General features: G+C 44.1%; 13 protein-coding genes, 8 tRNA genes, 3 rRNA genes, 1 other RNA gene and 2 pseudogenes. 21 read left to right on the top strand and 6 right to left on the bottom strand.

The window, feature by feature from the left end; translation table 11 throughout:
- Positions 1 to 632: 632 nt before the first annotated feature.
- From ACZ449_RS12540 to ACZ449_RS12530, 3 genes are all read right to left on the bottom strand, one after another.
- Positions 633 to 1,280, bottom strand: coding sequence for a sugar O-acetyltransferase (locus tag ACZ449_RS12540; RefSeq protein WP_464261325.1), 648 nt, complete (start codon positions 1,278 to 1,280; stop codon positions 633 to 635).
- Positions 1,277 to 1,990, bottom strand: coding sequence for an aspartate/glutamate racemase family protein (locus tag ACZ449_RS12535; protein WP_464261324.1), 714 nt, complete (start codon positions 1,988 to 1,990; stop codon positions 1,277 to 1,279). The genes ACZ449_RS12540 and ACZ449_RS12535 overlap by 4 nt, the downstream gene beginning before the upstream one ends.
- A gap of 109 nt (positions 1,991 to 2,099) precedes the next feature.
- Positions 2,100 to 3,506 (bottom strand): aminotransferase-like domain-containing protein, encoded by a 1,407-nt coding sequence (locus ACZ449_RS12530; protein ID WP_464261323.1) that lies wholly within the window; start codon positions 3,504 to 3,506, stop codon positions 2,100 to 2,102.
- Between the two features lie 243 nt (positions 3,507 to 3,749).
- On the opposite strand from ACZ449_RS12530, the pseudogene ACZ449_RS12525 reads away from it, so the two are divergent.
- Positions 3,750 to 5,096 (top strand): annotated as a pseudogene (locus tag ACZ449_RS12525) (IS1182 family transposase); the annotation flags it as partial.
- 371 nt (positions 5,097 to 5,467) lie between these two features.
- On the opposite strand, the gene ACZ449_RS12520 reads toward ACZ449_RS12525, so the two are convergent.
- Entirely contained in the window at positions 5,468 to 5,794 is a 327-nt protein-coding gene (locus ACZ449_RS12520) for a DnaJ family domain-containing protein (protein WP_464261322.1), read from the bottom strand.
- 364 nt (positions 5,795 to 6,158) lie between these two features.
- On the opposite strand from ACZ449_RS12520, the gene ACZ449_RS12515 reads away from it, so the two are divergent.
- From ACZ449_RS12515 to ACZ449_RS12450, 14 genes are all read left to right on the top strand, one after another.
- A complete protein-coding gene (locus ACZ449_RS12515) occupies positions 6,159 to 6,896 on the top strand; it encodes a 3D domain-containing protein (protein WP_464261321.1) in 738 nt (245 codons plus the stop codon).
- 393 nt (positions 6,897 to 7,289) lie between these two features.
- Complete coding sequence (locus tag ACZ449_RS12510; RefSeq protein WP_464261320.1) at positions 7,290 to 7,520, top strand: hypothetical protein; 231 nt, start codon at positions 7,290 to 7,292, stop codon at positions 7,518 to 7,520.
- A gap of 53 nt (positions 7,521 to 7,573) precedes the next feature.
- Positions 7,574 to 7,658: transfer RNA gene (locus ACZ449_RS12505), tRNA-Leu, on the top strand.
- A 92-nt stretch (positions 7,659 to 7,750) separates the two neighbouring features.
- Positions 7,751 to 7,837 (top strand) — tRNA-Leu (locus ACZ449_RS12500).
- A 5-nt stretch (positions 7,838 to 7,842) separates the two neighbouring features.
- Positions 7,843 to 7,919 (top strand) — tRNA-Arg (locus ACZ449_RS12495).
- Positions 7,920 to 7,928: 9 nt separating this feature from the next.
- Positions 7,929 to 8,005 (top strand) — tRNA-Pro (locus ACZ449_RS12490).
- Positions 8,006 to 8,056: 51 nt separating this feature from the next.
- Positions 8,057 to 8,133 (top strand) — tRNA-Val (locus ACZ449_RS12485).
- Between the two features lie 81 nt (positions 8,134 to 8,214).
- Positions 8,215 to 8,290 (top strand) — tRNA-Trp (locus tag ACZ449_RS12480).
- A gap of 72 nt (positions 8,291 to 8,362) precedes the next feature.
- Positions 8,363 to 8,437: transfer RNA gene (locus ACZ449_RS12475), tRNA-Cys, on the top strand.
- Between the two features lie 3 nt (positions 8,438 to 8,440).
- Positions 8,441 to 8,614: non-coding RNA, 6S RNA (gene ssrS / locus ACZ449_RS12470), on the top strand.
- Positions 8,615 to 9,017: 403 nt separating this feature from the next.
- A 16S ribosomal RNA gene (locus tag ACZ449_RS12465) occupies positions 9,018 to 10,670 on the top strand.
- Between the two features lie 241 nt (positions 10,671 to 10,911).
- Positions 10,912 to 11,028, top strand: a 5S ribosomal RNA gene (gene rrf / locus ACZ449_RS12460).
- A gap of 333 nt (positions 11,029 to 11,361) precedes the next feature.
- Positions 11,362 to 14,276 (top strand): 23S ribosomal RNA (locus tag ACZ449_RS12455).
- Together the 16S, 23S and 5S rRNA genes with 1 tRNA gene alongside form the textbook arrangement of a ribosomal RNA operon.
- 205 nt (positions 14,277 to 14,481) lie before the next feature.
- A tRNA-Met gene (locus ACZ449_RS12450) sits at positions 14,482 to 14,557 on the top strand.
- Between the two features lie 507 nt (positions 14,558 to 15,064).
- Here ACZ449_RS12450 and ACZ449_RS12445 read toward each other — a convergent pair.
- Complete coding sequence (locus tag ACZ449_RS12445) at positions 15,065 to 15,544, bottom strand: hypothetical protein (RefSeq protein WP_464261319.1); 480 nt, start codon at positions 15,542 to 15,544, stop codon at positions 15,065 to 15,067.
- A 426-nt stretch (positions 15,545 to 15,970) separates the two neighbouring features.
- Between ACZ449_RS12445 and ACZ449_RS12440 the strand changes: the two genes are divergently transcribed.
- The 6 genes and pseudogenes from ACZ449_RS12440 to ACZ449_RS12415 all read left to right on the top strand — a co-directional run bounded on the left by ACZ449_RS12440 (position 15,971) and on the right by ACZ449_RS12415 (position 22,670).
- The gene (locus ACZ449_RS12440; protein WP_464261318.1) at positions 15,971 to 16,210 is read left to right on the top strand and encodes a hypothetical protein; all 240 of its coding nucleotides are present in this window, start codon (positions 15,971 to 15,973) and stop codon (positions 16,208 to 16,210) included.
- A gap of 1,027 nt (positions 16,211 to 17,237) precedes the next feature.
- Positions 17,238 to 18,788: an ASKHA domain-containing protein gene (locus tag ACZ449_RS12435; RefSeq protein WP_464261317.1), complete on the top strand. Its 1,551-nt coding sequence runs from the start codon at positions 17,238 to 17,240 to the stop codon at positions 18,786 to 18,788.
- A 556-nt stretch (positions 18,789 to 19,344) separates the two neighbouring features.
- Entirely contained in the window at positions 19,345 to 20,676 is a 1,332-nt protein-coding gene (locus ACZ449_RS12430) for a hypothetical protein (protein WP_464261316.1), read from the top strand.
- A gap of 66 nt (positions 20,677 to 20,742) precedes the next feature.
- Positions 20,743 to 20,910: pseudogene (locus ACZ449_RS12425) on the top strand (LexA family protein); the annotation flags it as partial.
- Positions 20,911 to 21,192: 282 nt separating this feature from the next.
- Positions 21,193 to 22,431 carry a DNA polymerase Y family protein gene (locus ACZ449_RS12420; protein WP_464261315.1) on the top strand — a complete coding sequence of 413 codons (1,239 nt, stop codon included), beginning with the start codon at positions 21,193 to 21,195 and terminating at the stop codon, positions 22,429 to 22,431.
- An 8-nt stretch (positions 22,432 to 22,439) separates the two neighbouring features.
- Positions 22,440 to 22,670, top strand: a complete 231-nt coding sequence (locus ACZ449_RS12415; protein WP_464261314.1) for a hypothetical protein — start codon at positions 22,440 to 22,442, stop codon at positions 22,668 to 22,670.
- Positions 22,671 to 22,750: 80 nt separating this feature from the next.
- On the opposite strand, the gene ACZ449_RS12410 is transcribed toward ACZ449_RS12415, so the two are convergent.
- Positions 22,751 to 22,984, bottom strand: coding sequence for a hypothetical protein (locus tag ACZ449_RS12410; protein WP_464261313.1), 234 nt, complete (start codon positions 22,982 to 22,984; stop codon positions 22,751 to 22,753).
- Between the last annotated feature and the right edge of the window lie 57 nt (positions 22,985 to 23,041).

Here is a 23,041-nt window from a genome sequence, read left to right as displayed (position 1 = left end):
ATTTTTTCAACAATACCGCACTATTTTGCGATGTTCATGTCCACACATTATTATAATCCATCCAAAACCGTATTATTATTTTTGTATTGTGATTAGGGGAGCTGGTTTATTGAAAAGCAACAGTAATCTGTAGGTATTTATCAAATTATATCGATGAAGAGACTGCATCAAGAATTTTATTCGGGACTTGGCTCACAGACGGATGGGTCAGGCGTGATTACGGTTAGGCCGTGATCGTTTATAAGGTTATAGGGGGAAATAATGCTAGAAGCACTAGAGCCGATAAGGATCTTTATTATGTGGGCTGCGATTATCTCTGTTGCTACAATTATTGCCCATTACGATAACTGACACAAATAGGACGCGGGGACGGAAGAACTGTCTGAAACTGCCCAGGATAAACGTTTGCGTTATTATCTAATTTATTCATCTTTCTAATCTCATAAATAACTTCACGAACATCATTTTTACCTGTAGTATATTTAGCGGCAATTTGCCAAACCGGAGTAAAACGCGGGGACAGGGACATTGCTTCAAGAAACATATTCCCTGTCCATGTGTTTTTACTGCTGCGAAATTATAACTCCTTGCTTCGTGAGGACTATCCTGGTATTTGCCCAGGAACCGCATAGTCAAAACATGAGGTTATATTTGAAATGTTCGTCATCTTCTGGCAGAAATAGACTGCGGCAGCTGTCTGCGGCTGTGATTTCCCGCAGTGGGCGGCAAGGAATTCCAACGGCCAGTGTGTTGGGCGGGATATCGTGGGTGACGACACTGCCAGCGCCGATGACGGAATTTGCACCTATATGGACGCCGCCCAGAATGGTTACATTCGCAGCCAGCCAAACATTATCGTCAATATGGATTTCCTGGGCATATTCCGCAAAAGCTATGGACTGTCCTTCGGGGTTGAGCCCAAGACGCTCGCTAGCAAGCAGGGGATGGCTAGTTGCCAACAGAGAGACATTCGGGCCGCAGGCTACATTGGTGCCGATATAGATGCGGGCATCGTCCATGACCAGAAGGTTGAAGTTGGCAACAAAACCGTTGCCGATGAAGGTGTGTGTTCCATAGTTGAACTGCACGGGACCTTGGAAGCGAAAGGGGGTGCCGATACTGCCAAGAATATTTTTGAGCAGTGCCGGACGTGATGGATCGTTTTCGTCTAAAGTATTGTATTTTTGGCAGGCAGTATGTGCAGCATGCTTAATCTTGCGCAGCTCGGGTGTGCTGGCATTGAATATTTTACCGTTGAAAATCTTTTCTTCTTCAGTCATATCAGTTGTGCCTCCTTTTCGTCAGAAAGAGCAGCTTCAACCGCAGCCTTGGCGTGGATGATTGTCGTGTCGAATACAGGCAGTGGCGTGTCCTTTTGCTTAATAAGCAGACCAATCTCTGTGCAGCCAAGAATGACGCCTTGGGCACCAAGGGCAGACAGCCCGTCAATGATGCGAAGGTATTCTTTTTGGGAGGTGGGGAGTATATTTCCCTGACAAAGCTCATCGTATATGATATGGTTTATGATTTCCCGGTCTTCTTCATCCGGAATTAGTACTTCAATGCCGCCTGCCAGCAGTTTGTCTTTGTAGAAGTCCTGCTCCATCGTGTATTTTGTGGCGAGCAGAGCCGATTTATATATCTTTTTCTTTTTGAGGGCTACAGCTGTTGTTTCGGCGATATGCAGGATAGGAAGTTGCGTTTTTTGCTGAAGCATGGGGACGACTTTGTGCATGGTATTGGTGCAAATGACAATGAAGTCTGCACCACCTTTTTCCAGAGCCTGTATGCCTGTGCTCAGAAACTGTGCGCTGCGTTTCCAGTCACCACTGGCCTGACAGGTCTCGATTTCGTGAAAATCTACGCTGTAAAGTAAAATCTTTGCTGAGTGCAGCCCACCTAACTGTTGCTTGATAGTTTCATTGATGATTTGATAATAAGTGACAGTGCTTTCCCAGCTCATGCCGCCAAGTAATCCGATAGTTTTCATAAAAGATTGCTCCTCTGTAAATTAATATCATTATCAATTCAGTATAGAATATAAAAAATAGCCATACAATAAAAACATTGTATGGCGGATAATGTTTTGAAGTGCAAAATCATGGGTTATTTTGTAGCTCGTGAAGCATATTTTGCAATATCTTTAGGCCCTTTTCCAGCTCGGAGCGGTTGGCTGGAGCGGTGATGGCTAGGCGGACGGCATTTTCAGGGGAGCTGTCTCCGAGGGCGAAGCGCTCGGCTGCGTAAACCTGCACACCGTTCTGGAGGGCCAACTGTTCAAAGGCAGAGCCACTATAGGCGCAGTTGTCAGGCAGGTGTAGCCATCGGAAGATGCAGGCATCATCTGCATCGGTGAGAAAGGGACCGAGATATTTCTTTGTGAGTTGGCTTCGGGCGATAGTTTCTTTCTGATGCATAGCCAGAGTCTTCCAGGCAGCACCGGATACGAGAAGCCGGGCGGCAAGTTCGCTCATGAGGGGTGATACCGTGATGGACATGGTATAGAGCGCAGTGGTGATGGCTTCATGATAACGGGGAGGAATGGCCATATAGGCCAGACGCAACCCTGGGGCGATGCCTTTGGAAAGTCCGGAAATAAAAAAGGTCTGAGATGGTAGCAGGCTTGCAATCGGCGAGGCTGGTCGGGTAGTAAGAAGGTTGTAGGAGGCATCTTCAATGATGGATAACTGATGTGCGTCAGCAAATTTTGCTAAGGCCTGTTTGGTGGCAGAACTCATGGTGCGGGTGGTCGGGTTCTGATTTTGCGGCATGAGATACAAGGCCTTAAGAAGCATTTTCTGACAGGTGGCAGCAAGTGCGGTGAAATTGATGTCTTCCCCATTGTAGGGAAGTGGAATCAGACGTATACCCAGAGCAGATGCGGCACCTTTAAGCCCCGGATAGGTCAGTGGATCAGCGCCGACGGCATCTCCGTGTGTGCAGACTGCAAGTAGAGCGGCCATCAGTGCATTTTGTGCACCGCTGGTGAGAAAGACATTTTCTGGATCGGCAGCAAAGCCCTCGCGCTCCATAAGCAGAGCGCCTGCCCGGCGATGCCAGAGCATATCCTGTTCAGTACCGTAGTCAAACCATTTGGTACAGTCAGACTCAGATAAAAGGTCCATGAGCTGGTTGCGTACGTCTTTATAGGAATTCTCGTCTGGCCGCGTAGCACCCATGGGGATGACTTGCGGATTTTTCCAGTTGTCCGGCCATAGATAGCGACTGTTCATTACATCATAGGCAATATAGGTGCCACGTCCGATAGTAGTCTGTAGGAGTCCTTTTAGGCTGCAAAGCTTGTAGGCTTTGGTGATGGTGCTGAGGTTGACATCCAGATAGTCAGCCAGCTCGCGCTGGGGCGGCAGTTTGGTCCCAGGTTTTAATTGGCCGCATTGAATAGCCTTTTCCAGTTGTTCAGACAGTTCTTTATATAGAGTACCAGTGCGCTTTTCCAGCCGGGGCCGCCAGTTCATGGGGTAGTTTTCAAAAGAGTTTACAGACACAGGACAACCTCCCTTGGAATAAAATGAAAAATAATTCTCATTTTATTCATTTTAGCATCTTCCAAAGAAAAAGCCTAAAGGCGGTTGAAGAATCTCTTTTGCTTTTTTGCATGAAACTAAATTCCAATATTTTTATAAAATAGACAAGATTAGCCGTCAGTATTAATACTGACGGCTCAGACTGTAGACAAAAGGACAATCACTTCCAGTTTTATGATAAAATAGAACTGGGAGTGATTTCTTATGTATGTGAAGAAAAATAGAATAAATCAAAGACAAATAAAGTTTTTATGTTTAGAAGATTTGGTTCCAGAGAATCATCTTTTACGAGATATAGATAGAGCCATTGATTTTAGTTTCATCTACGATGAGGTAAAAGGATTATACAGCGAAATCGAGTGGGGTAAACCAGGAATTGACCCGGTATCCCTATTTAAAATTGTTTTTATTCAATATCTTTTTGGCATTCGCAGTATGCGTCAAACTATCAAAGAACTTGAAGTCAATATGGCCTATCGGTGGTTTATTGGCTATGATATTGGAGAGCCGATCCCCCACTTTTCAACCTTCGGGAAGAATTACGCCAGACGTTTTAAAGGAACAAATGTGTTTGAACGAATTTTTACTCGGGTTTTGGATGAGATAATCCGTTGCGGCTTTGTTGATGCTAATGCAGCATTCCTTGATGGAACCCATATCAAAGCAAGTGCTAATAAGAAAAAAGCCACTAATAAAATTGTAGAAAAACAGGCAAAACAGTATCAGCAGCAATTAGATGAGGAAATAGCAAAAGATCGAGAGACTCATGGGAAGAAACCACTAAAAAATGATGATGATGATACACCAAAATCTCCGGAAACGAAAAACATTAAGGAAAGTACAACTGATCCAGAAAGCGGCTTGTTTCATAAAGGTGAGCATGAAAAGTGCTTTGCCTATGTGGCAAATACAGTCTGTGACCGACATAACTTCATACTCGATTTTGAAGTAGGCGCAGGCAATATACATGACAGTAGAATGTTTGATGGAGTGTACGAGAAACTGATCCGTAAATTTCCTGAAATTCAAGTGATTGCCATAGATGCTGGATATAAAACTCCGTGGATTATGAAGCAAATCATAGATAGTAATAGAATACCAGCCGTTCCATATAAGCGTCCTATGACGAAATCTGGTTTTTTTAAGAAGTATGAATATGTCTATGATGAATATAACGACTGCATCCTTTGTCCTGCCAATCAGGTGTTACCTTACAGTACAACCAATCGCGAAGGATATCGAGAATATAAAAGTGATCCGAATTACTGTAAAGACTGTAAGTTTCTAAATCAGTGTACGCAAAGTAAAGCGCAGCAAAAAATAGTTACGCGCCATGTATGGGAACCGTATATGGAATTAGCGGAAGACTATCGGCATACCCCCATGTATCGAGAGATTTATCAAAAGAGAAGTCAAACGATAGAACGCGTGTTTGCCGATGCTAAAGAAAAACATGCCATGAGATACACCCAATTGCGTGGTCTGCAAAAAGTTAAGATGCAGGTGACGCTCACTTTTGCGTGCATGAATTTAAAAAAGTTAGCAACCTGGAAACGAAGAAAGGGGCTCTTAGCTCCTGTTTCCCAAGTTTATTCGCAATTTAAACCATCACTGATTAATTTTTTGTTTATTTCTTTCAAAAAGGCACCTTACGCAAAGCGTAAGGTGCCTTTTTGTCGACGATCTGAGCCGTCAGTATTAATACTGACGGCTTGTTATATTTATGCCGGGATCGGCTCCCGGCTGGCCTACTCACTGCTGACGTCCAGTATCCAAGATAACTCTGCTATCTATAATTTTACCATTGCAAAATCAATTGCTCTATGCAATGATTTTGTAATTTAACATACTAACAGGAAGTACGCCTAGTAAACAAACGGATCTTTGCTTCAATCACATGTTTTTATATGATTGAAAACCTTTTATTTGCGACGTTTGCGTTTATCCATAAGGATACCTAGCTGCACCTGTTTATTACTAAGTTGTTTGCGTAGATTCTCCTTATTATCCTCACACAAACAGACCTGTAGAAGACTCTCTAATGATACAATCTCCCGTTTTAGCGCCATCTCAGTCGGAAGAACACCGTTATTTTTTAGTATTTTATACGAAGAGCGGAGTTCTTGTGGTATCTGAGCATCATCAAAGACTAGCGGTTTTCCTTTGCCGGGCAAATTATCAAGTTCACCTTGTTCAATTGCCTCTTGTATTTTCTGTTCCGCAATCCTAAAAAAGAAGAAATCACTCATACTTCATCGTTCCTCCTGCATAGTGGTAGCGGTAAAATTATTAAAAGTATTCTATGCTACCATATTACCACGGTTTTTTTGACATGTCACTGCCATCTTGCCCGTCACACCGAAGGATACAGGAGACGATTTCCAAGCTATTAGAAAGTCTAATTGAGTATCCGAGCCTTCAAAATAGTGGTATATGCTTTTTGTATTATTCCATAAAATACCTAGATGAAAAAGTCGTCTTTGGACCTTTTTTTCCTTAATACTTTTGGTAATTTGTGCGATAACATAGGCAAAACGATCCTTCTAAACCTTTGAATCCATTATTTATAGCTTCAACTTTGCAGCAATTTTAATAGAAAGGAATTAGACCGAAATGTTTAAAAAATCAGCTACTGTACTGCTACTTGCCTTCTGTGTTTCAGCTTCCCAGCCAGCTCCCGCTTATGCGGGGTTCTTTTTATTCAACATCATTAATGATGTTTTTGGTGGAGGGCACAAAAACATCGGTTCCTCTACCCAATCCCAATCGTCAAATACCAGTATTACTGCACTGAAATTAGGCATGCGTAATAGTCAAGTTGTCGATATGCAAAAATACCTGATTAAAGCCAAATATCTTGGCGGTAAAGCTGATGGGGTATTTGGGTATCAAACACAACAAGCTGTTAAGATGTTTCAAAGAGATTGCGGATTAGTGGAAGATGGTATTGTTGGAAAAAAAACAATGAATGCCCTTAAAAATTTTAAAGGTACTCGTCCGAAAACCTCTCCTTTACCCCGTAAGCCAACATATAATCCGCCGAAAAAAGATAGCGACGTACCAGAATACCTATATGCTTTGCCAATGCTTGTTACTGCATATACCCGCTATGACCAGGATTGCACCGACTATACATATATGGGTACCTATCTGCGCAGAGGGCTATGCGCGGTTGACCCAGATGTAATTCCACTTGGAACAAAACTTTACGTTCCAGGATATGGCAAAGCCATTGCAGATGACATAGGGGGAGCGATAAATGGCAATCACATTGATTTAGCAATGGATACTCAAGATGAAGCGTTCGAATGGGGAAAGCGTAATGTGACCGTATATGTTTTAAAAACTTGATAAACGGACAAGTAAAGGTGACTTTTCAGTACAGATTACTTTTAACGAAATATTATAGAAAAGCGACAATACCCCCATAAGGAGCCGTGATTGGCTTACCCTATGGGGATTTATTTTTTTAACGAATTGATATTATCTTCTAAGCGTATATTCCCGTAACATCCTCTTTACACATTAGAACATTTGTTCTATAACAAATGTTCTAATGCAAGGAGGCACTTTTTTGTCTCGGAAACCGAGACGCTAGAGAAGACCATTGATACTACCCGTAAACGGTTTGGACATTACAGTGTCCAACGCTGCGCCATGCTGCTTGATCGTCAGTTAACTGGCTTCAATCCGAAGGATGACCATACGATTCATCCGGTATCTTATTTTAAGTAGGTGAGTTATGTGGGGAAAGTACACATAGAAGTAGTAGCCAAACACGATAAAGAAGGCAGAATCAGACCACTTTCCCTGATATGGGAAGATGGCCGGAAATTCCCGATTGACCGTGTAGTAGATATTCGCCAAGCGGCATCATTAAAGGCAGGTCTGCAAGGTATGCGCTACACCTGCCGGATTGCCGATAAGGAAGTATATCTATTTTGTGATGAGGGTAAGTGGTTAGCATGTCCATAATCTACTATGTTGACATTAATGAGGCCATCTGATATAGTAATAAATCCAAGGACGCGGGAGTGGCGGAACTGGCAGACGCACTAGACTTAGGATCTAGCGCCGTGAGGCGTGCAGGTTCAATTCCTGTCTCCCGCACCATAAGCAGAGAGCCCAAGAAGACGAGTCGTGAGGCGAAGTCTGATTGGTGCGAATCGCTTAGTTCTGACGAACATCCTTTTTAAATTTCCATTGCCGGAGTGACGTAATTGGCAGACGTAGCAGACTCAAAATCTGCCGGGGGCAACCCCGTGTCGGTTCGAGTCCGACCTCCGGCACCATATAAGTCCGCGTAGCTCAGCCGGATAGAGCACCGGCCTTCTAAGCCGTGGGTCTGGTGTTCGAATCCCTTCGCGGACGCCATAAAAAGATCGGGGCGTGGCTCAGTTTGGTAGAGTACCTGGCTTGGGACCAGGGGGCCGCAGGTTCGAATCCTGCCGCTCCGACCAAAGTATTATTGACAAGCTAATCTAAGGCTGATAGAATATAAAATCCATATTGGGGTTATAGCTCAGTTGGTTAGAGTGCTTCGTTGACATCGAAGAGGCCGGCGGTTCGAGTCCGTTTAACCCCACCAAAAAGGAATCTATAGGTCAGTTTGGTAGATCATCCGGATCATAACCGGCGGGTTCTAGGCTAAAAACCTAGTAATACACACAGGGGTATAGCTCAATTGGTAGAGTAGCGGTCTCCAAAACCGTTGGTTGAGGGTTCAAGTCCTTCTGCCCCTGCCAACGAATTAAAGATCAGCTAACTGGTCTTTTTTACTGACATAAAATTTGTTGACATAATTAATCCGAAAAGATGGCGATATGGCCAAGTGGTAAGGCTAAGGTCCGCAAGACCTTGATCCCCTAGTTCAAATCTGGGTGTCGCCTCCAATAAAATGCCTGGAATGCATGTTATCTTAGATATGTCCAACCTACTTTACTATATAGGGAATTTAATGGTATGTAGCTGTCGAGCCACCTTTGAGTGGAGGACAAAAACAAACTTAAGGATACCCACCTGCTAGGTGCAGGTTTGGACATACAAAGAGACGACATTTTGGGCAACTAATAATTAATTACCAATAAGTAACATTTGACGTAATAACAGTAACGTGATAATCTATAAAAGTCGCTATGAGCGGCGGAAGTAATTGGAAAAATAAATAGTGTTGACATAAACAAATAAAAATGCTATTATAATATTCCGCCGTTGAGTAAACGACAACGTTCCCTGAAAACTGAACAATGTAAGTAATGCATCATAAATGCCAGATGTGCGGTTGTATGTCGCTTGCGACATACAACACAAAAACAATTTTTAAATTGATTTATAGAGCCAACAAATGGCTTCATATAATGTAGTCACTCTGTGACTTTGAACTTGTGCCTGGTGCGTCTATTAATGTAGTTTGTCTACTTTAATTAAGATAGCAATGGTATTTAAGTTTATAAGCTCATAGACGGCATACCTTTATTGGAGAGTTTGATCCTGGCTCAGGACGAACGCTGGCGGCGTGCCTAACACATGCAAGTCGAACGGAGTATCCAGCAATGGATGCTTAGTGGCGAACGGGTGAGTAACGCGTAGACAACCTGCCTCTAAATTGGGGACAACACCGCGAAAGTGGTGCTAATACCGAATGTGGTATCTTAGTCGCATGACTAAGATAAGAAAGGTGGCCTCTATTTATAAGCTACCGATTAGAGATGGGTCTGCGTCTGATTAGCTAGTTGGTGAGGTAATGGCTCACCAAGGCAACGATCAGTAGCCGGTCTGAGAGGATGAACGGCCACACTGGGACTGAGACACGGCCCAGACTCCTACGGGAGGCAGCAGTGGGGAATCTTCCGCAATGGACGAAAGTCTGACGGAGCAACGCCGCGTGAGTGAAGAAGGTCTTCGGATTGTAAAGCTCTGTCGTTTGGGACGAACGTGGGATGTGTGAATAATGCATTCTAATGACGGTACCAAAGGAGGAAGCCACGGCTAACTACGTGCCAGCAGCCGCGGTAATACGTAGGTGGCAAGCGTTGTCCGGAATTATTGGGCGTAAAGGGCGTGTAGGTGGATTCTTAAGTCGTGTGTCTAAGTGCGGGGCTCAACCCCGTATAGGCGCAGGAAACTGGGAATCTTGAGTGCAGGAGAGGAAAGTGGAATTCCCAGTGTAGCGGTGAAATGCGTAGATATTGGGAGGAACACCAGTGGCGAAGGCGACTTTCTGGACTGTGTCTGACACTGAGGCGCGAAAGCTAGGGGAGCGAACGGGATTAGATACCCCGGTAGTCCTAGCCGTAAACGATGGGTACTAGGTGTAGAGGGTATCGACCCCCTCTGTGCCGCAAGCTAACGCAATAAGTACCCCGCCTGGGGAGTACGGCCGCAAGGTTGAAACTCAAAGGAATTGACGGGGGCCCGCACAAGCGGTGGAGTATGTGGTTTAATTCGACGCAACGCGAAGAACCTTACCAGGGCTTGACATTGAGTGAAAGACTAAGAGATTAGTTCCTATCTTCGGATACACGAAAACAGGTGGTGCATGGCTGTCGTCAGCTCGTGTCGTGAGATGTTGGGTTAAGTCCCGCAACGAGCGCAACCCTTATCCTTTGTTGCCAGCGAGTAATGTCGGGAACTCAAGGGAGACTGCCGTCGACAAGACGGAGGAAGGCGGGGATGACGTCAAGTCATCATGCCCCTTATGTCCTGGGCTACACACGTACTACAATGGGCTTAAACAAAGCGAAGCAAGACCGCGAGGTCAAGCAAAACGCATAAACAAGCTCTCAGTTCGGATCGGAGGCTGCAACTCGCCTCCGTGAAGTCGGAATCGCTAGTAATCGCAGGTCAGCATACTGCGGTGAATACGTTCCCGGGCCTTGTACACACCGCCCGTCACACCACGAAAGTTGACAACACCCGAAGCCGGTGGGGTAACCGATTCGACATTGGATTTTCGACATACGACAATCGAAAGGAAAGACGAAAGTCTTGCAAGAACCCAATCGAAAGTCAAAGGTCGAAGGTCGAATGTCGAACCGGGGCTAGCCGTCTAAGGTGGGGCCGATGATTGGGGTGAAGTCGTAACAAGGTAGCCGTATCGGAAGGTGCGGCTGGATCACCTCCTTTCTAGGGATAAGCAGAGAGCCAGGTTTTTAGGAGCGAAAGCGACGCGGAAACCTGTGCGAATCGCTTAGTTCTGAGCGAAAGCGAAGAACATCATATAAGCGAGCTCAATTCCAGGTCGAACACATCTTGGCAGATGAATACTCTTACATTGTTTAGTTTTGAGGGAATGCAAGTTACCAAAACTTACTTGTTGAAAAACACAAGTGACTATGATAACATAAGTATTCCTGAAAACAAAATATCCAGTGACGATAGCTGTAGGGCTCCACCTGTTCCCATACCGAACACAGTAGTTAAGCCTACAAACGCCGAAGGTACTTGGTTGGAAACGGCCTGGGAGATTAGGAAGTTGCTGGTTTTGGAACGAAAGTTGCCAAAACTTACTTGTTGAAAAATACAAGTGGTTCTGATACTATAGATGTTCCACTGTTCCTTGAAAACTGCACAGAAGAAAGCAAAGTAAAATTACCTCTCATATGCAAATATGTGAAGTAACTTAACGAAGCGCAATTAGGATTCTAAAAAAAGTCCTTGCATTAGCGAAAGCAAAGTGTAAGGCAGGCGAAACTGGCTAGAAGGTGTCAGCTGCGAGGCGGACCGGAAGACGTTGCCGCGCCGCGTACTAGCGTACGCAAGCAAAACGTCTGAGGACCAACGAAGCAGATGGCGGCTTATAGACAGTTGCAGCATAAGTCAAGTTAGTAAGGGCATACGGCGGATGCCTAGGCGCCAAGAGCCGACGAAGGACGGGGTAAGCTCCGATATGCCAGGAAGAGCTGCAAGCAAGCTTTGACTCCTGGATTTCCGAATGGGGGAACCCGGCGGTGGTAATGCACCGTCACCTAACGTAAGTTAGGAGGGCACCCGGGGAACTGAAACATCTAAGTACCCGGAGGAAAAGTAATCAATTGAGATTCCCTAAGTAGCGGCGAGCGAACGGGGAAGAGCCCAAACCAGAGAGCTTTGCTCTTTGGGGTTGCGGACTGATATAAATCAAGCTAGATCTAGTCGAACTACCTGGAAAGGTAGGCCACAGAAGGTAACAGCCCTGTAAGCGAAAGATCGAGCTTGAGGATCAGAATCCAGAGTACCACGGGACACGAGGAACCCTGTGGGAAGCAGGGGGGACCACCCTCCAAGGCAAAATACTCCTTGGCGACCGATAGCGCATAGTACCGTGAGGGAAAGGTGAAAAGCACCCCGGGAGGGGAGTGAAAGAGAACCTGAAACCGTATGTCTACAAGCAGTCGAAGACCCTTATGTGGTCAACGGCGTGCCTATTGAAGAATGAACCGGCGAGTTACAGTAACTAGCGAGGTTAAGTGGAAAACATGGAGCCGAAGCGAAAGCGAGTCTAAATAGGGCGATAGTTAGTTATTGTAGACCCGAAACCGCAGTGATCTATCCATGGCCAGGTTGAAGCGCAGGTAAAAATGCGTGGAGGACCGAACCCGTGAGCGTTGAAAAGCTTTGGGATGAGTTGTGGATAGGGGTGAAATGCCAATCGAACGCGGAGATAGCTGGTTCTCCCCGAAATAGCTTTAGGGCTAGCCTCAGGTAATGAGTATAGACGGTAGAGCACTGATAGGGCTAGGGGTCTTATAGATTACTGAACCTTGTCAAACTACGAATGGATATACTTTAACCTGGGAGTCAGACTGCGAGTGATAAGATCCGTAGTCAAAAGGGAAACAGCCCAGACCATCAGCTAAGGTCCCCAATGCCGTGCTAAGTGGCAAAGGATGTGGAATTTCCGAAACAACCAGGATGTTGGCTTAGAAGCAGCCACCATTTAAAGAGTGCGTAATAGCTCACTGGTCGAGAGATTGTGCGCCGAAGATGTCCGGGGCTAAAGCACGGAACCGAAGCTATGGCATGTCTAACGACATGGGTAGGGGAGCGTTCTTATCGGAGCGAAGCATGACCGTAAGGACATGTGGACTGATAAGAAGTGAGAATGCCGGTATGAGTAGCGAAAAGACAAGTGAGAATCTTGTCCACCGAAAGCCTAAGGTTTTCTGAGGAAGGATCGTCCGCTCAGAGTAAGTCGGGACCTAAGCCGAGGCGTAGATGCGTAGGCGATGGACAACTGGTTAAAAATCCAGTACCACCTAAAGTCGTTTGAGCGATGGAGTGACACAGCAGGGTAAATGAGCGCGAGGATGGAAATTCGCGTCTAAGCTTGTAGGGTGTTGTGTAGGCAAATCCGCACAACTTGAACCTGAGAAGTAATGGGTAGCTGTTAGCGATAACGGTGAATTGATTGATCCCACACTGTCAAGAAAAGCTTCTAGTGAGATAATAGGTGCCCGTACCGTAAACCGACACAGGTAGGCGGGGAGAGAATCCTAAGGTGCGCGGGAGAACCCTCGTTAAGGAACTCGGCAAAATGTCCCCGTAACTTCGGGAAAAGGGGAGCTTATATATCGTGTAAACTTGAAACGGTTGAAGCGAAAATGAGTTGCAAAAAAGAGGCCCAAGCGACTGTTTACCACAAACACAGGTGCCTGCTAAAGCGAAAGCTGACGTATAGGTGCTGACACCTGCCCGGTGCCGGAAGGTTAAGAGGAGCGGTTAGAGCAATCGAAGCTGTGAATTGAAGCCCCGGTAAACGGCGGCCGTAACTATAACGGTCCTAAGGTAGCGAAATTCCTTGTCGGGTAAGTTCCGACCCGCACGAAAGGTGTAACGACTTGGGCACTGTCTCAACGAGGGACCCGGTGAAATTGAAATACCTGTGAAGATGCAGGTTACCCGCGACTGGACAGAAAGACCCCATGGAGCTTTACTGCAACCTGACATTGAGTTTTGGTAAATGATGTACAGGATAGGTGGGAGACTGAGAGAATAGGACGCAAGTCTTGTTGGAGTCAATGTTGGGATACCACCCTTTATTTACTGGAATTCTAACTCAAGAAGTAACGAAACTGAGGACAGTGTCAGGCGGGCAGTTTGACTGGGGCGGTCGCCTCCGAAAGAGTAACGGAGGCGCCCAAAGGTTCCCTCAGCGCGGATGGAAATCGCGCGAAGAGTGTAAAGGCAGAAGGGAGCTTGACTGCAAGACCTACAAGTCGAGCAGGGACGAAAGTCGGGCTTAGTGATCCGGTGGTACCGAGTGGAAGGGCCATCGCTCAACGGATAAAAGCTACCCTGGGGATAACAGGCTAATCTCTCCCAAGAGTCCATATCGACGGGGAGGTTTGGCACCTCGATGTCGGCTCATCACATCCTGGGGCTGAAGTAGGTCCCAAGGGTTGGGCTGTTCGCCCATTAAAGTGGTACGTGAGCTGGGTTCAGAACGTCGTGAGACAGTTCGGTCCCTATCCATCGCGGGCGTAAGAGACTTGAAGGGAACTGCTCCTAGTACGAGAGGACCGGAGTGGACGAACCAATGGTGTACCAGTTATTCCGCCAGGAGTAGAGCTGGGTAGCTACGTTCGGAAAGGATAAACGCTGAAAGCATCTAAGCGTGAAACCAGCCTTAAGATGAGGTCTGTCATTCGAAAGAAGTAAGGCCCCTTGCAGATTACAAGGTAGATAGGCCAGATGTGGAAGTGGAGTAATCCATGCAGCTGACTGGTACTAATAGGCCGAGGACTTGACTTAAACAAGCGAGCCAAAAATTTGTGAGCGATAGCGAGCAGAAACTTTTGTGCGAGACGTTTATACAGCGTGAAAACCTTGTTTGCATGAAGTGCAAACAGCAGTAAATCCTAATGCGCAGTCTTTCTTCTGTGAAGTTTTGAAGGAACAAACCTTCATAAATAGACATATCGAAAGTCGTAAATCGACAGTCGAATGTCGAACACATCGCGGGATGGAGCAGTTGGTAGCTCGTCGGGCTCATAACCCGAAGGTCACAGGTTCAAGTCCTGTTCCCGCAACCATGAAGAAAATGCCAAACGAGACAACTCGCTTGGCATTTATAATCTAATCCGTTAAGTGAATTGATAGGAAGTTACTTGCTATCGCTCGTAACTAAGCGACTCACGCAGGTTCTTGCGTTGCTATGCTCCTAATAACCTGGTTCCCTGCTTAAAGCGGTTAACACGCCGGATTGTGGCTCCGGTATTCGAGGGTTCGAGACCCTCCAGTCACCCCAACTTAATGATATAGGGAGGGGCGCAGCCAAGTCGGTAAGGCAACGGACTTAGCTTCCCAAGCTAGCTACGAGGGTTCGATTCCCTTCACCCGCTCCAGAAAAACACCCATCGTTTACTAAAGAAGTGAGGGTGTTTTTTATATAAACGATGTTGCCGGACAAATATTATTATAGTTTGCTAGCAAAAAAATATGCCCCCGTTACTTAAGCAGGATGCTTAGGCGACAGGGGCATATTGTCGTGATAAAGTTAATCGCACTACCTGATTCGTCTTTTATTAATAGCTCATTAATTATTGTTTGATTGTCTCTCTAGCAATTGGAGCAAGTCGAGGGTCTTTGATCATCGACTTAAATGTGTCTTTCATAGAAGGATCGGCCATGATGTCAATCATGGGTTGGCGCATAGCGGGGTCAGACATCATTTTTACCATTGAAGCGCGTAGCTCCGGGTTGCTCATATTTTGTACCATGCTTTGTTGCATGGCCGGATCTTTCATCATTTCAGTCATTGTCGCTTGCATTTGAGGGGAACTCATCATCGAAATCATTGCTTGGCGGTTTTGGGGGGAGGACATAGCAGTTCGCATGGCATCGGGGTTATTCTGCATCATAGTGGATGGATCCATTTGTCCCATTATGCTTGCTTGCGGTGTTGGAGTTGTGGGTGCTTGGTCGGGTTTTTTCTGTGGCTGGGAGCAACCAGCGATTACAAATGCCATGATCAAAATAGTGATGACAAAAAGTCTTGAATGTAAATTTCTGGATTTCATAGCGACCTCCTACGTGTTTATATGCTTCAAATATAGAGTGTTCACATCTAAGTTTAGTTATACTTTTAGGATTTTAGGTAGCGAAAATCACACAAGATCTTCAAGAAGCATTCATAAGTTCTCCACAATGAATGGTTGAGATGAAGTTAATCGTCTTGACCGTCTCTTTGTTTTCGTGATGTAGGAAGTATAGTAAAATAGTAGTATTATGTTCGATAATAAGGGATTCTGTAAATAGATAAATCCAGGATTTTCGCGGTGTCTTGAGGTTTGTAATACTTTTCTTAACAATCGTATAGTTTATGTTAATTTAGGAATTGTGCGAAGGGTATATTTTATTTTATTATGCAGGATAAAGCCGAATCGGTAAAGAACTATAACTATAGTAATGTAAGTACATATTCGCATAACTGGAGGCTGATACAAATGACTAAAATTAATCGTAAGGCCATTTCTAACATCAGTTATCTTAGTTTACTAAATTTAGTCGCAGAAACTCCTGCAAAGCTTTCTAAAAGCGATATCCGGCGTATTGTCGATGAGGCTAATAAGGCTGGTGTACTAAAAGGATTTGCAGACTGGCTGGTTACACAAGAAGAAATACGGTTAGATGTTCTTAGGGCATTTCGTAATTACCTTTCAGGCGAATTTCGGTTAGTTTGCTAGAGAGCAGCGTCAGCTAAACATTGTTTAGTTGACGCTGCTTTTACATATACGTCATTATCGACTATTGCAAATAGATTACCTGTGGCTCTTGCGACCAGGTTTTTGGCCGCAAGGTATGGTGTCGCGAAAAAGTATAAGCAAAGACAGGGGATGGAGGTTGTGTCTTGAAACAAAATAGGCAAAGTACTATGATTTTGCTGGGGAAAACAGAGTAAGCAAAAGCGTTGCTGCGAGTGAACGTAAAAACTTCTTTTGCTAGAGCAATATAAGGATATAGCGGATAAATTGGCGTTCAACATTCATGTTTGGCAGACTTTTTATATACTAAGTAGCAGGAAACCAAGGGAGTTGTCGGTTACTAGGCGTATTTGGGATTATACATATTGGAGAAAATATATGCAAAAAACAAAGAAACGAGGGTAGCGGCTTCAGTCTGCCAACTATGGATGCTAAAATATGAAGGGAAGAACATTGTTAAAGGTTGTTCTTCTGCTGTTTCCTATGATTTGGCAATAGATACAATGGTGACGTTTTGTTTCCTTACTATTGAGAATTGACCGTATTGATGATAAGTGTCAGAAGGAGATAGATTTACTGCAATTTTAGGTAATAGCATATACTCGAAGCGGTTAATGAACCATTAGATAACTACCAATTGTACAAATTGCTCTGCTATAATACGGCAAAAATAAAAAACCGCAAAGGAATAGCCAGTTAATACGGCTACTATTTGCGGTAGTTTATTTGATGATTAGGAAATATCATTAGTAGCATTCAGAATTTAGTTTCACGGAAATATATGTTTTTATGGGATTGGAAGGTATTTTATATAGAAGTATTGAAGATTATCAGAAAAATGGATATCGCATTGTCTACCCTTTAAAATTATGGGATGTGATAGGCTCTACCGGTATATCCACAGCTTATGTTGTAGTTGGGTAGTTGTTGAAGTAAGATATTCTCGTGATTTATTTTCATTAGTAAAAAGATGGTAATCTTTAAATAATACGCATAAAGAGGAAGACTTATGAAGAATGTAATTTGTAAAAAAATATACCTTGAATTGAGAGCGCCGGGTAACGGAGATTCTGTGGCCGACATTGACAGAATCCTTCAAGCTTTAAAACCGGAGTATGGAGAGGTTCAGATTTCTATTGAAACCATCAAATTGTCCTATAAGTTGCTGCGGGCTTTTGACTGGAAGCTCACAGTTACCTTGGTACAAAAAGGTTTTGCCTGGGAAATTGTAAACATTGAGAGGGGAAATACTTCAGATAAGAATTTTGCTTATGCAGCTGATCTTGGGAGCACAACGGTTACCATGCAGCTGATCGATCTGAATACTGGAAATATTTTGTGTGAGGAAAGCGTGATCAATCATCAAGTCCGTTTTGGTGAGGACATCCTTAGTCGAATCGTTTATGTTAAGGATAATGATGCTCATTTAAGGGAAATCCAGCAATGTACGCTGCTGAATTTTATTGAACTCATGGATAAAATTCAAACTGCAACAGGCATTTATCCGGACAAATGCGGTATATTCATTATTGGCGGCAATACTACCATGATTCATTTTCTGTTGGGGATTGATCCTTGGTTTATTTTCTATACTCCCTATACGCCCGCTTTTAACCGGAGTGGTTTCTTTGTTGGCCGTGAAATAGGCTTACCCTTTAATGGATTAGTATACTGTTTTCCTTCTATAGCTAATTATATAGGTGGCGATATTATCAGCGGGCTGTTGGCGTCCAAGATGTATGAACAAAGTGAACTGGCTCTCTTTATGGATATTGGAACAAACGGCGAAATGCTTTTGGGCAACAATGAATTTTTGATTTCAGTTGCGGGTGCGGCAGGACCTGCCTTGGAAGGCGGTATCAGCAAGCAGGGAATGCGGGCGAAAGCGGGGGCGGTAGATTCGGTCCAGATTGTTCAAAATCAGTTGAAGATTACTACAATAGAGAATGCAAAACCAGTGGGTATATGCGGTTCAGGGATTGTTGACCTTCTTGCTGAAATGTTGCTGGAAGGCTGGATTGATTACTCGGGTCGGTTTATTCCCAGCAGCTCAGAGAGAATTGTTATGCGGGACGGAGAATATGTCATTGTTTACGCATGGGAGTACGAATCAGCCTTAAATGAAGACTTAATATTCAGCCAGACTGATATTTTAAGATTTATGGATACAAAAGCGGCAGCGAGCACCATGGTAGCGTTTTTAGTGGATGCATTGGGTATTACACCGGATAAGATTCAACGGGTATATATGGCTGGAGCCTTTGGAACCTACATCAATATTGAGTCAGGGATTACCATTGGGTTATATCCTGACCTTCCCAGAGATAGGTTTGTTCAGCTGGGAAACGGCTCTATAAAAGGAGCCTGCAAGTTGTTAAAAGATGCAGATCAATTATTGGTTGTAGAAGAGCTAATTAATAGTATAGTCTATCTTTCCTTAGCTGAGGCACCGGATTTTCTGAATAAAATGTCAGCGGCCAAATTTTTGCCCCACACGGATTTTTCATTATATCCCACGGTTATTGAAAAGATCAAGAGCCGTAAAACACTTGGAAAGTAGTTCCCGTTAATCGTCTTTCCATCGATTGCGACAATCCCTAACTGGCAACCTATCTTGGAGGTCAGTATGTTGCATTAAAAATCCACCCCTTTCTGGATACCAATGGGGACGTGCCAATCGGGAAGGAACGAAATTTTACTCAGCAATAATACTGCAAATAAAAACACCGCAAGGTAATAGCCAGTTAATATGGCTACTATTTTGCGGCGTTACATTTTAAACTATATATCTCTCAAGATCTAACCGGCACCTTCAAAGCCTGCTCAGGACATACACTTGCATGATTATCTAATTTATTTATCTTCCTAATCTCATAAACAACTTCCCGGACATCATCTTTATCTGTAGTATATTTAGCAGCAATTTGCCAACCGTATCTCCGGGTTTAACGTAGAAAGGATGGAATTGACAAGAAGTATAATTTTGGATATTGTAAGTCTGGAGGAAGTATATCTCAATTTATATCAAATATGGATATATAGAAACAAACTTGGAAGAGAAGTGAAGGTTTTTGTTTAGTATAATTTGCAAAATTTCTATTCTTGGAGCTTCGGGATTGATATTATTATCACCGCTTTCGCCGACGCTGTTTACCAAGTTAACATTTGTTGCGGGGCTGGTTGCACTTGTCAGCGTTTTACCTAACTTAGGCGGTTACTATAAAAAACCGGTGTACATATTTTTGGTTTTGGCGGTAGTTATTGCTTATCTGTATAAATTGCCGTTCGATGCCTTGGTTGTCGGCGTAAACTCGATGCTACCGATTGTAGCCATCATGACTGTTCTGCAAATATTCACTATTCCGGTTAAAATCGGCCAGTACGACCAAGCGCTGAAATACTACCTGCAAGCAAAATTCAAACAACAAAGTTCGCTGCATTTATTTTTGCTATTAGCAACTTATCTTTTTAGCATAATATTGGGGTTTGGCTCTGTTCCGACGATTTATGCTATTTTTCACGAAAGTTTGATAAGTATAGTCTCTGATTATAAACGGTTTATTTTTACGGCGGTTTCGCGAGGATTTGCTCTTTCAACCTTCTGGGCACCGGCGGCGATGAGCGCCATGCTGGCGTTACAAGTGACGGGAGCTCCCTGGTTTTACGTCTTTTTGCCTGCAATGGGTTTGACAGTGTTAGGGGTGCTGACTACGATTGCGTTGGAACGTAAAGAGAGTTTAGCTGGTAACCTGCAGAAAATTGATACGCCTTCGGATGCCAGCGGCAATTTTGCTGCATCCCGCAAGAAAGTTATCACATTGGTGGTTGTTGCCGTTGCATTGGTTGTTATCATCGCTGCAATGGAACAATGCCATATACTGACAAATACAACGCGGATACTCGTGGCTGGACTGATCGTAGCCTGTATATGGGGAGTCTGCTTTATCAATCAGACGGGAATTTCCGACGCTTGGTGGGAGTATTGGCGCAAAAACCTTACATCGATATCGGACATGTCCGCACTATTCATGGCTATGGGGATATTTTCTCAAATGGTAGACCAAGCAGGAGTGTTGAATTTTTTACAAGCCGAACTGGCAAGCAATGCCGGATTGGTAGGACAGTATAGTTTGCTGCTGGTGCCTCCACTCCTGATTATACTGTCTTATACCGGAATTCATCCGTTTATTTCCTTGCTACTTATTGGCAAGCTGCTCTGTGTCACAGTATTTATTCCTCACAGAGAAGTGTTAATAGCTCTCTCTATGCTGTTGGGAGGGGTAATTTCCTATTCGATTTCTCCTTTTGCCGGCACGGTGCTGTTTTTGTCACGGCTTTTGGATTGCCAACCAGGAGAAGTAGCGCTGAAATGGAATGGCTCGTTTGCAGCTGTTTTTCTGCTGGAAGGATTGATTGTTATTTTCCTAATGCAAATGTTTTGGCGGTAAAAGTGAAAGAAGAACATGTGCGTTGTTATCTAATTTATTTATCTTCCCAATCTCATAAATTACTTCACGGATAGCAATGGAGATATTGTGGTAGCTTTGATTGACGATGAAGAAGCTACTGTAAAGCGTTTTTTCAAGGAATCTGGCCGTGTTCGACTTCAACCGGAAAACGATTCAATGGAACCCATCTACGTCAAGAACGTATCGATTGCTGGTAAAGTAATTGGTTTATTTAGCCTCCAAGCCATTACCGTGGATGATGGTGCCGGTAAGAAAGCCGTCATTAAACGGACAAGTAAAGGTGACTTTTCAGTACAGATTACTTCCAACGAAATATTGTAGAAAAGCGACAATAACCCCATAGGGAGCCGTAGAAGGCTTACCCTATGGGGTTTAGTTTTTTAATGAATTGATGTTATCTTCCAAGCGTATATTCCAGTAACATCCTCTTTACACATTAGAACATTTGTTCTATAATAAAACCAAACAAATGTTCTGATGTAAGGAGGCACTTTTTTGTCTCGAACAATTTTGCATGTAGACCTAAATTCGTTTTATGCCTCCGTTGAATTGATTCATAGGCCGGAGCTTCGAGACAAGCCAGTTGCTGTGTGCGGTGATGCCGAAGCCCGTCACGGTATAGTGCTAGCAAAGAGCGAAATGGCGAAGAAAGCTGGTGTAAAAACAGGTGACGTAATCTGGGAAGCTAGGCTAAAATGTCCGGGATTAGTGACTCTGTCGGCTGACTTTCACAAATACCTTCGTTTCTCCAGAAAGGCTCGGGCGATATACGCGGACTATTCGGATCAGATCGAAAGCTTCGGTATCGATGAATGTTTCGTTGACGTAACTGGTTCTCTTAAATTATTCGGTTCAGGTCCGGCTATTGCCGACACGATTCGTAAGCGATTTCGGGAAGAGTTAGGTCTCACCGCATCTGCCGGAGTTTCATGGAATAAGATATTTGCCAAACTCGGCAGCGACATGAAAAAGCCAGATGCTACAACCGTCATTACGGAAGAGAATTTTCGGGATAAGGTTTGGCCGCTACCTGTAGGTGAACTGTTATACGTTGGCCGATCCACGCGTCAAAAGCTTCAAAACCGGGGAATTTACACAATCGGCGATTTGGCGAACCGGGATGTCCATAGGTTGCGGCTTCTTCTGGGGGTATGGGGAGAAACCCTATGGTCTTTCGCCAACGGCTTGGACTCTGCACCGGTCAGGTTGAATGGGGAAGAAAGCATTGTTAAATCTGTCGGCAACAGTACCACAACAGTGCGTGATTTGGTAAATGATACGGATGTTAAGCTGATCATTTATGTTTTGGCCGAAAGCGTAGCAGCCCGGCTTAGAAAACACGGTTTGAAATGCCGGACACTTGCTATTAGTGTGAGAAGCAATGATTTATATTCTTTCGATAGGCAAGGTAAACTCCTGATACCGTCATTCCTATCTAACGATATTGCCGGAAAGGCTATGGAATTGTTTAAGGCAAACTATACTTGGGATAAACCAATCCGCAGCATAGGTGTGCGTGGGGCTGACTTGGTAACAGCCAACGGGCATGTTCAAATTGATTTATTTGATGGTGATAACCTAGAGGCGGAGACACTTGAGCAGACTATTGATACTATACGTAAACGGTTTGGACATTACAGTGTCCAACGCTGCGCCATGCTGCTTGATCGGCAGCTAACTGGCTTCAATCCGAAGGATGATCATACTATCCATCCAGTATCATATTTTAAGTAGGTGATTACGTGGGGAAAGTACATATACAAGTAGTAGCTCAACATGACTTCGAAGGTAGAATCAGACCACTTTCCCTGATATGGGAAGATGGTAGAAAATTCCCGATAGATCGTGTATTAGATATTCGCCAAGCGGCATCATTAAAAGCTGGCATACAAGGTATGCGGTACACCTGCCGGATTGCTGGCAAAGAAGTGCATCTGTTTTGTGATGAGGGAAAATGGTTTCTTGAGAAATAGAGGGTTTATGGCCAATTGAGCAGTCAATCTATTACAATCAAATTGTGGAGCAATTGATGTTGTGGGAAAATTACTTTCGTTTAATGAATTGAATCCAGCGAATGGAAAAACAAAAAAATCCGCCCTATTCCATATTCATCGGAATAACGGCGGATTTTTTGTTTTTCCTTATGACGCAAGTAGTCATTTTTTTGGTCAATCCAGATAGAAGCTGATTTGACTTCCGGGGTCATAGCACGATTCGGTTTACCGGCAATTTTTAGTGTATTCGGATTGATAGTTCCACATTTTATTGTTTTTTTACTCTTGGACATGGCGACACCTCCTATGATAATATCAGTATAGTGCACTTAGTCTAATTTGGCAAATCC

This window comes from Desulfosporomusa polytropa, assembly GCF_055380075.1.
The sequence above is the reverse complement of the archived record's forward strand: the minus strand, read 5'-3'. Positions and strand labels throughout refer to the sequence as shown.

Excerpts from the sequence above, each read along its gene's own strand:
- ACZ449_RS12540 (WP_464261325.1), bottom strand. The coding sequence starts at position 1,280 with ATGACTGAAGAAGAAAAGATTTTCAACGGTAAAATATTCAATGCCAGC.
- ACZ449_RS12535 (WP_464261324.1), bottom strand. The coding sequence starts at position 1,990 with ATGAAAACTATCGGATTACTTGGCGGCATGAGCTGGGAAAGCACTGTC.
- ACZ449_RS12520 (WP_464261322.1), bottom strand. The coding sequence starts at position 5,794 with ATGAGTGATTTCTTCTTTTTTAGGATTGCGGAACAGAAAATACAAGAG.
- ACZ449_RS12515 (WP_464261321.1), top strand. The coding sequence starts at position 6,159 with ATGTTTAAAAAATCAGCTACTGTACTGCTACTTGCCTTCTGTGTTTCA.
- ACZ449_RS12445 (WP_464261319.1), bottom strand. The coding sequence starts at position 15,544 with ATGAAATCCAGAAATTTACATTCAAGACTTTTTGTCATCACTATTTTG.
- ACZ449_RS12440 (WP_464261318.1), top strand. The coding sequence starts at position 15,971 with ATGACTAAAATTAATCGTAAGGCCATTTCTAACATCAGTTATCTTAGT.
- ACZ449_RS12435 (WP_464261317.1), top strand. The coding sequence starts at position 17,238 with ATGAAGAATGTAATTTGTAAAAAAATATACCTTGAATTGAGAGCGCCG.
- ACZ449_RS12410 (WP_464261313.1), bottom strand. The coding sequence starts at position 22,984 with ATGTCCAAGAGTAAAAAAACAATAAAATGTGGAACTATCAATCCGAAT.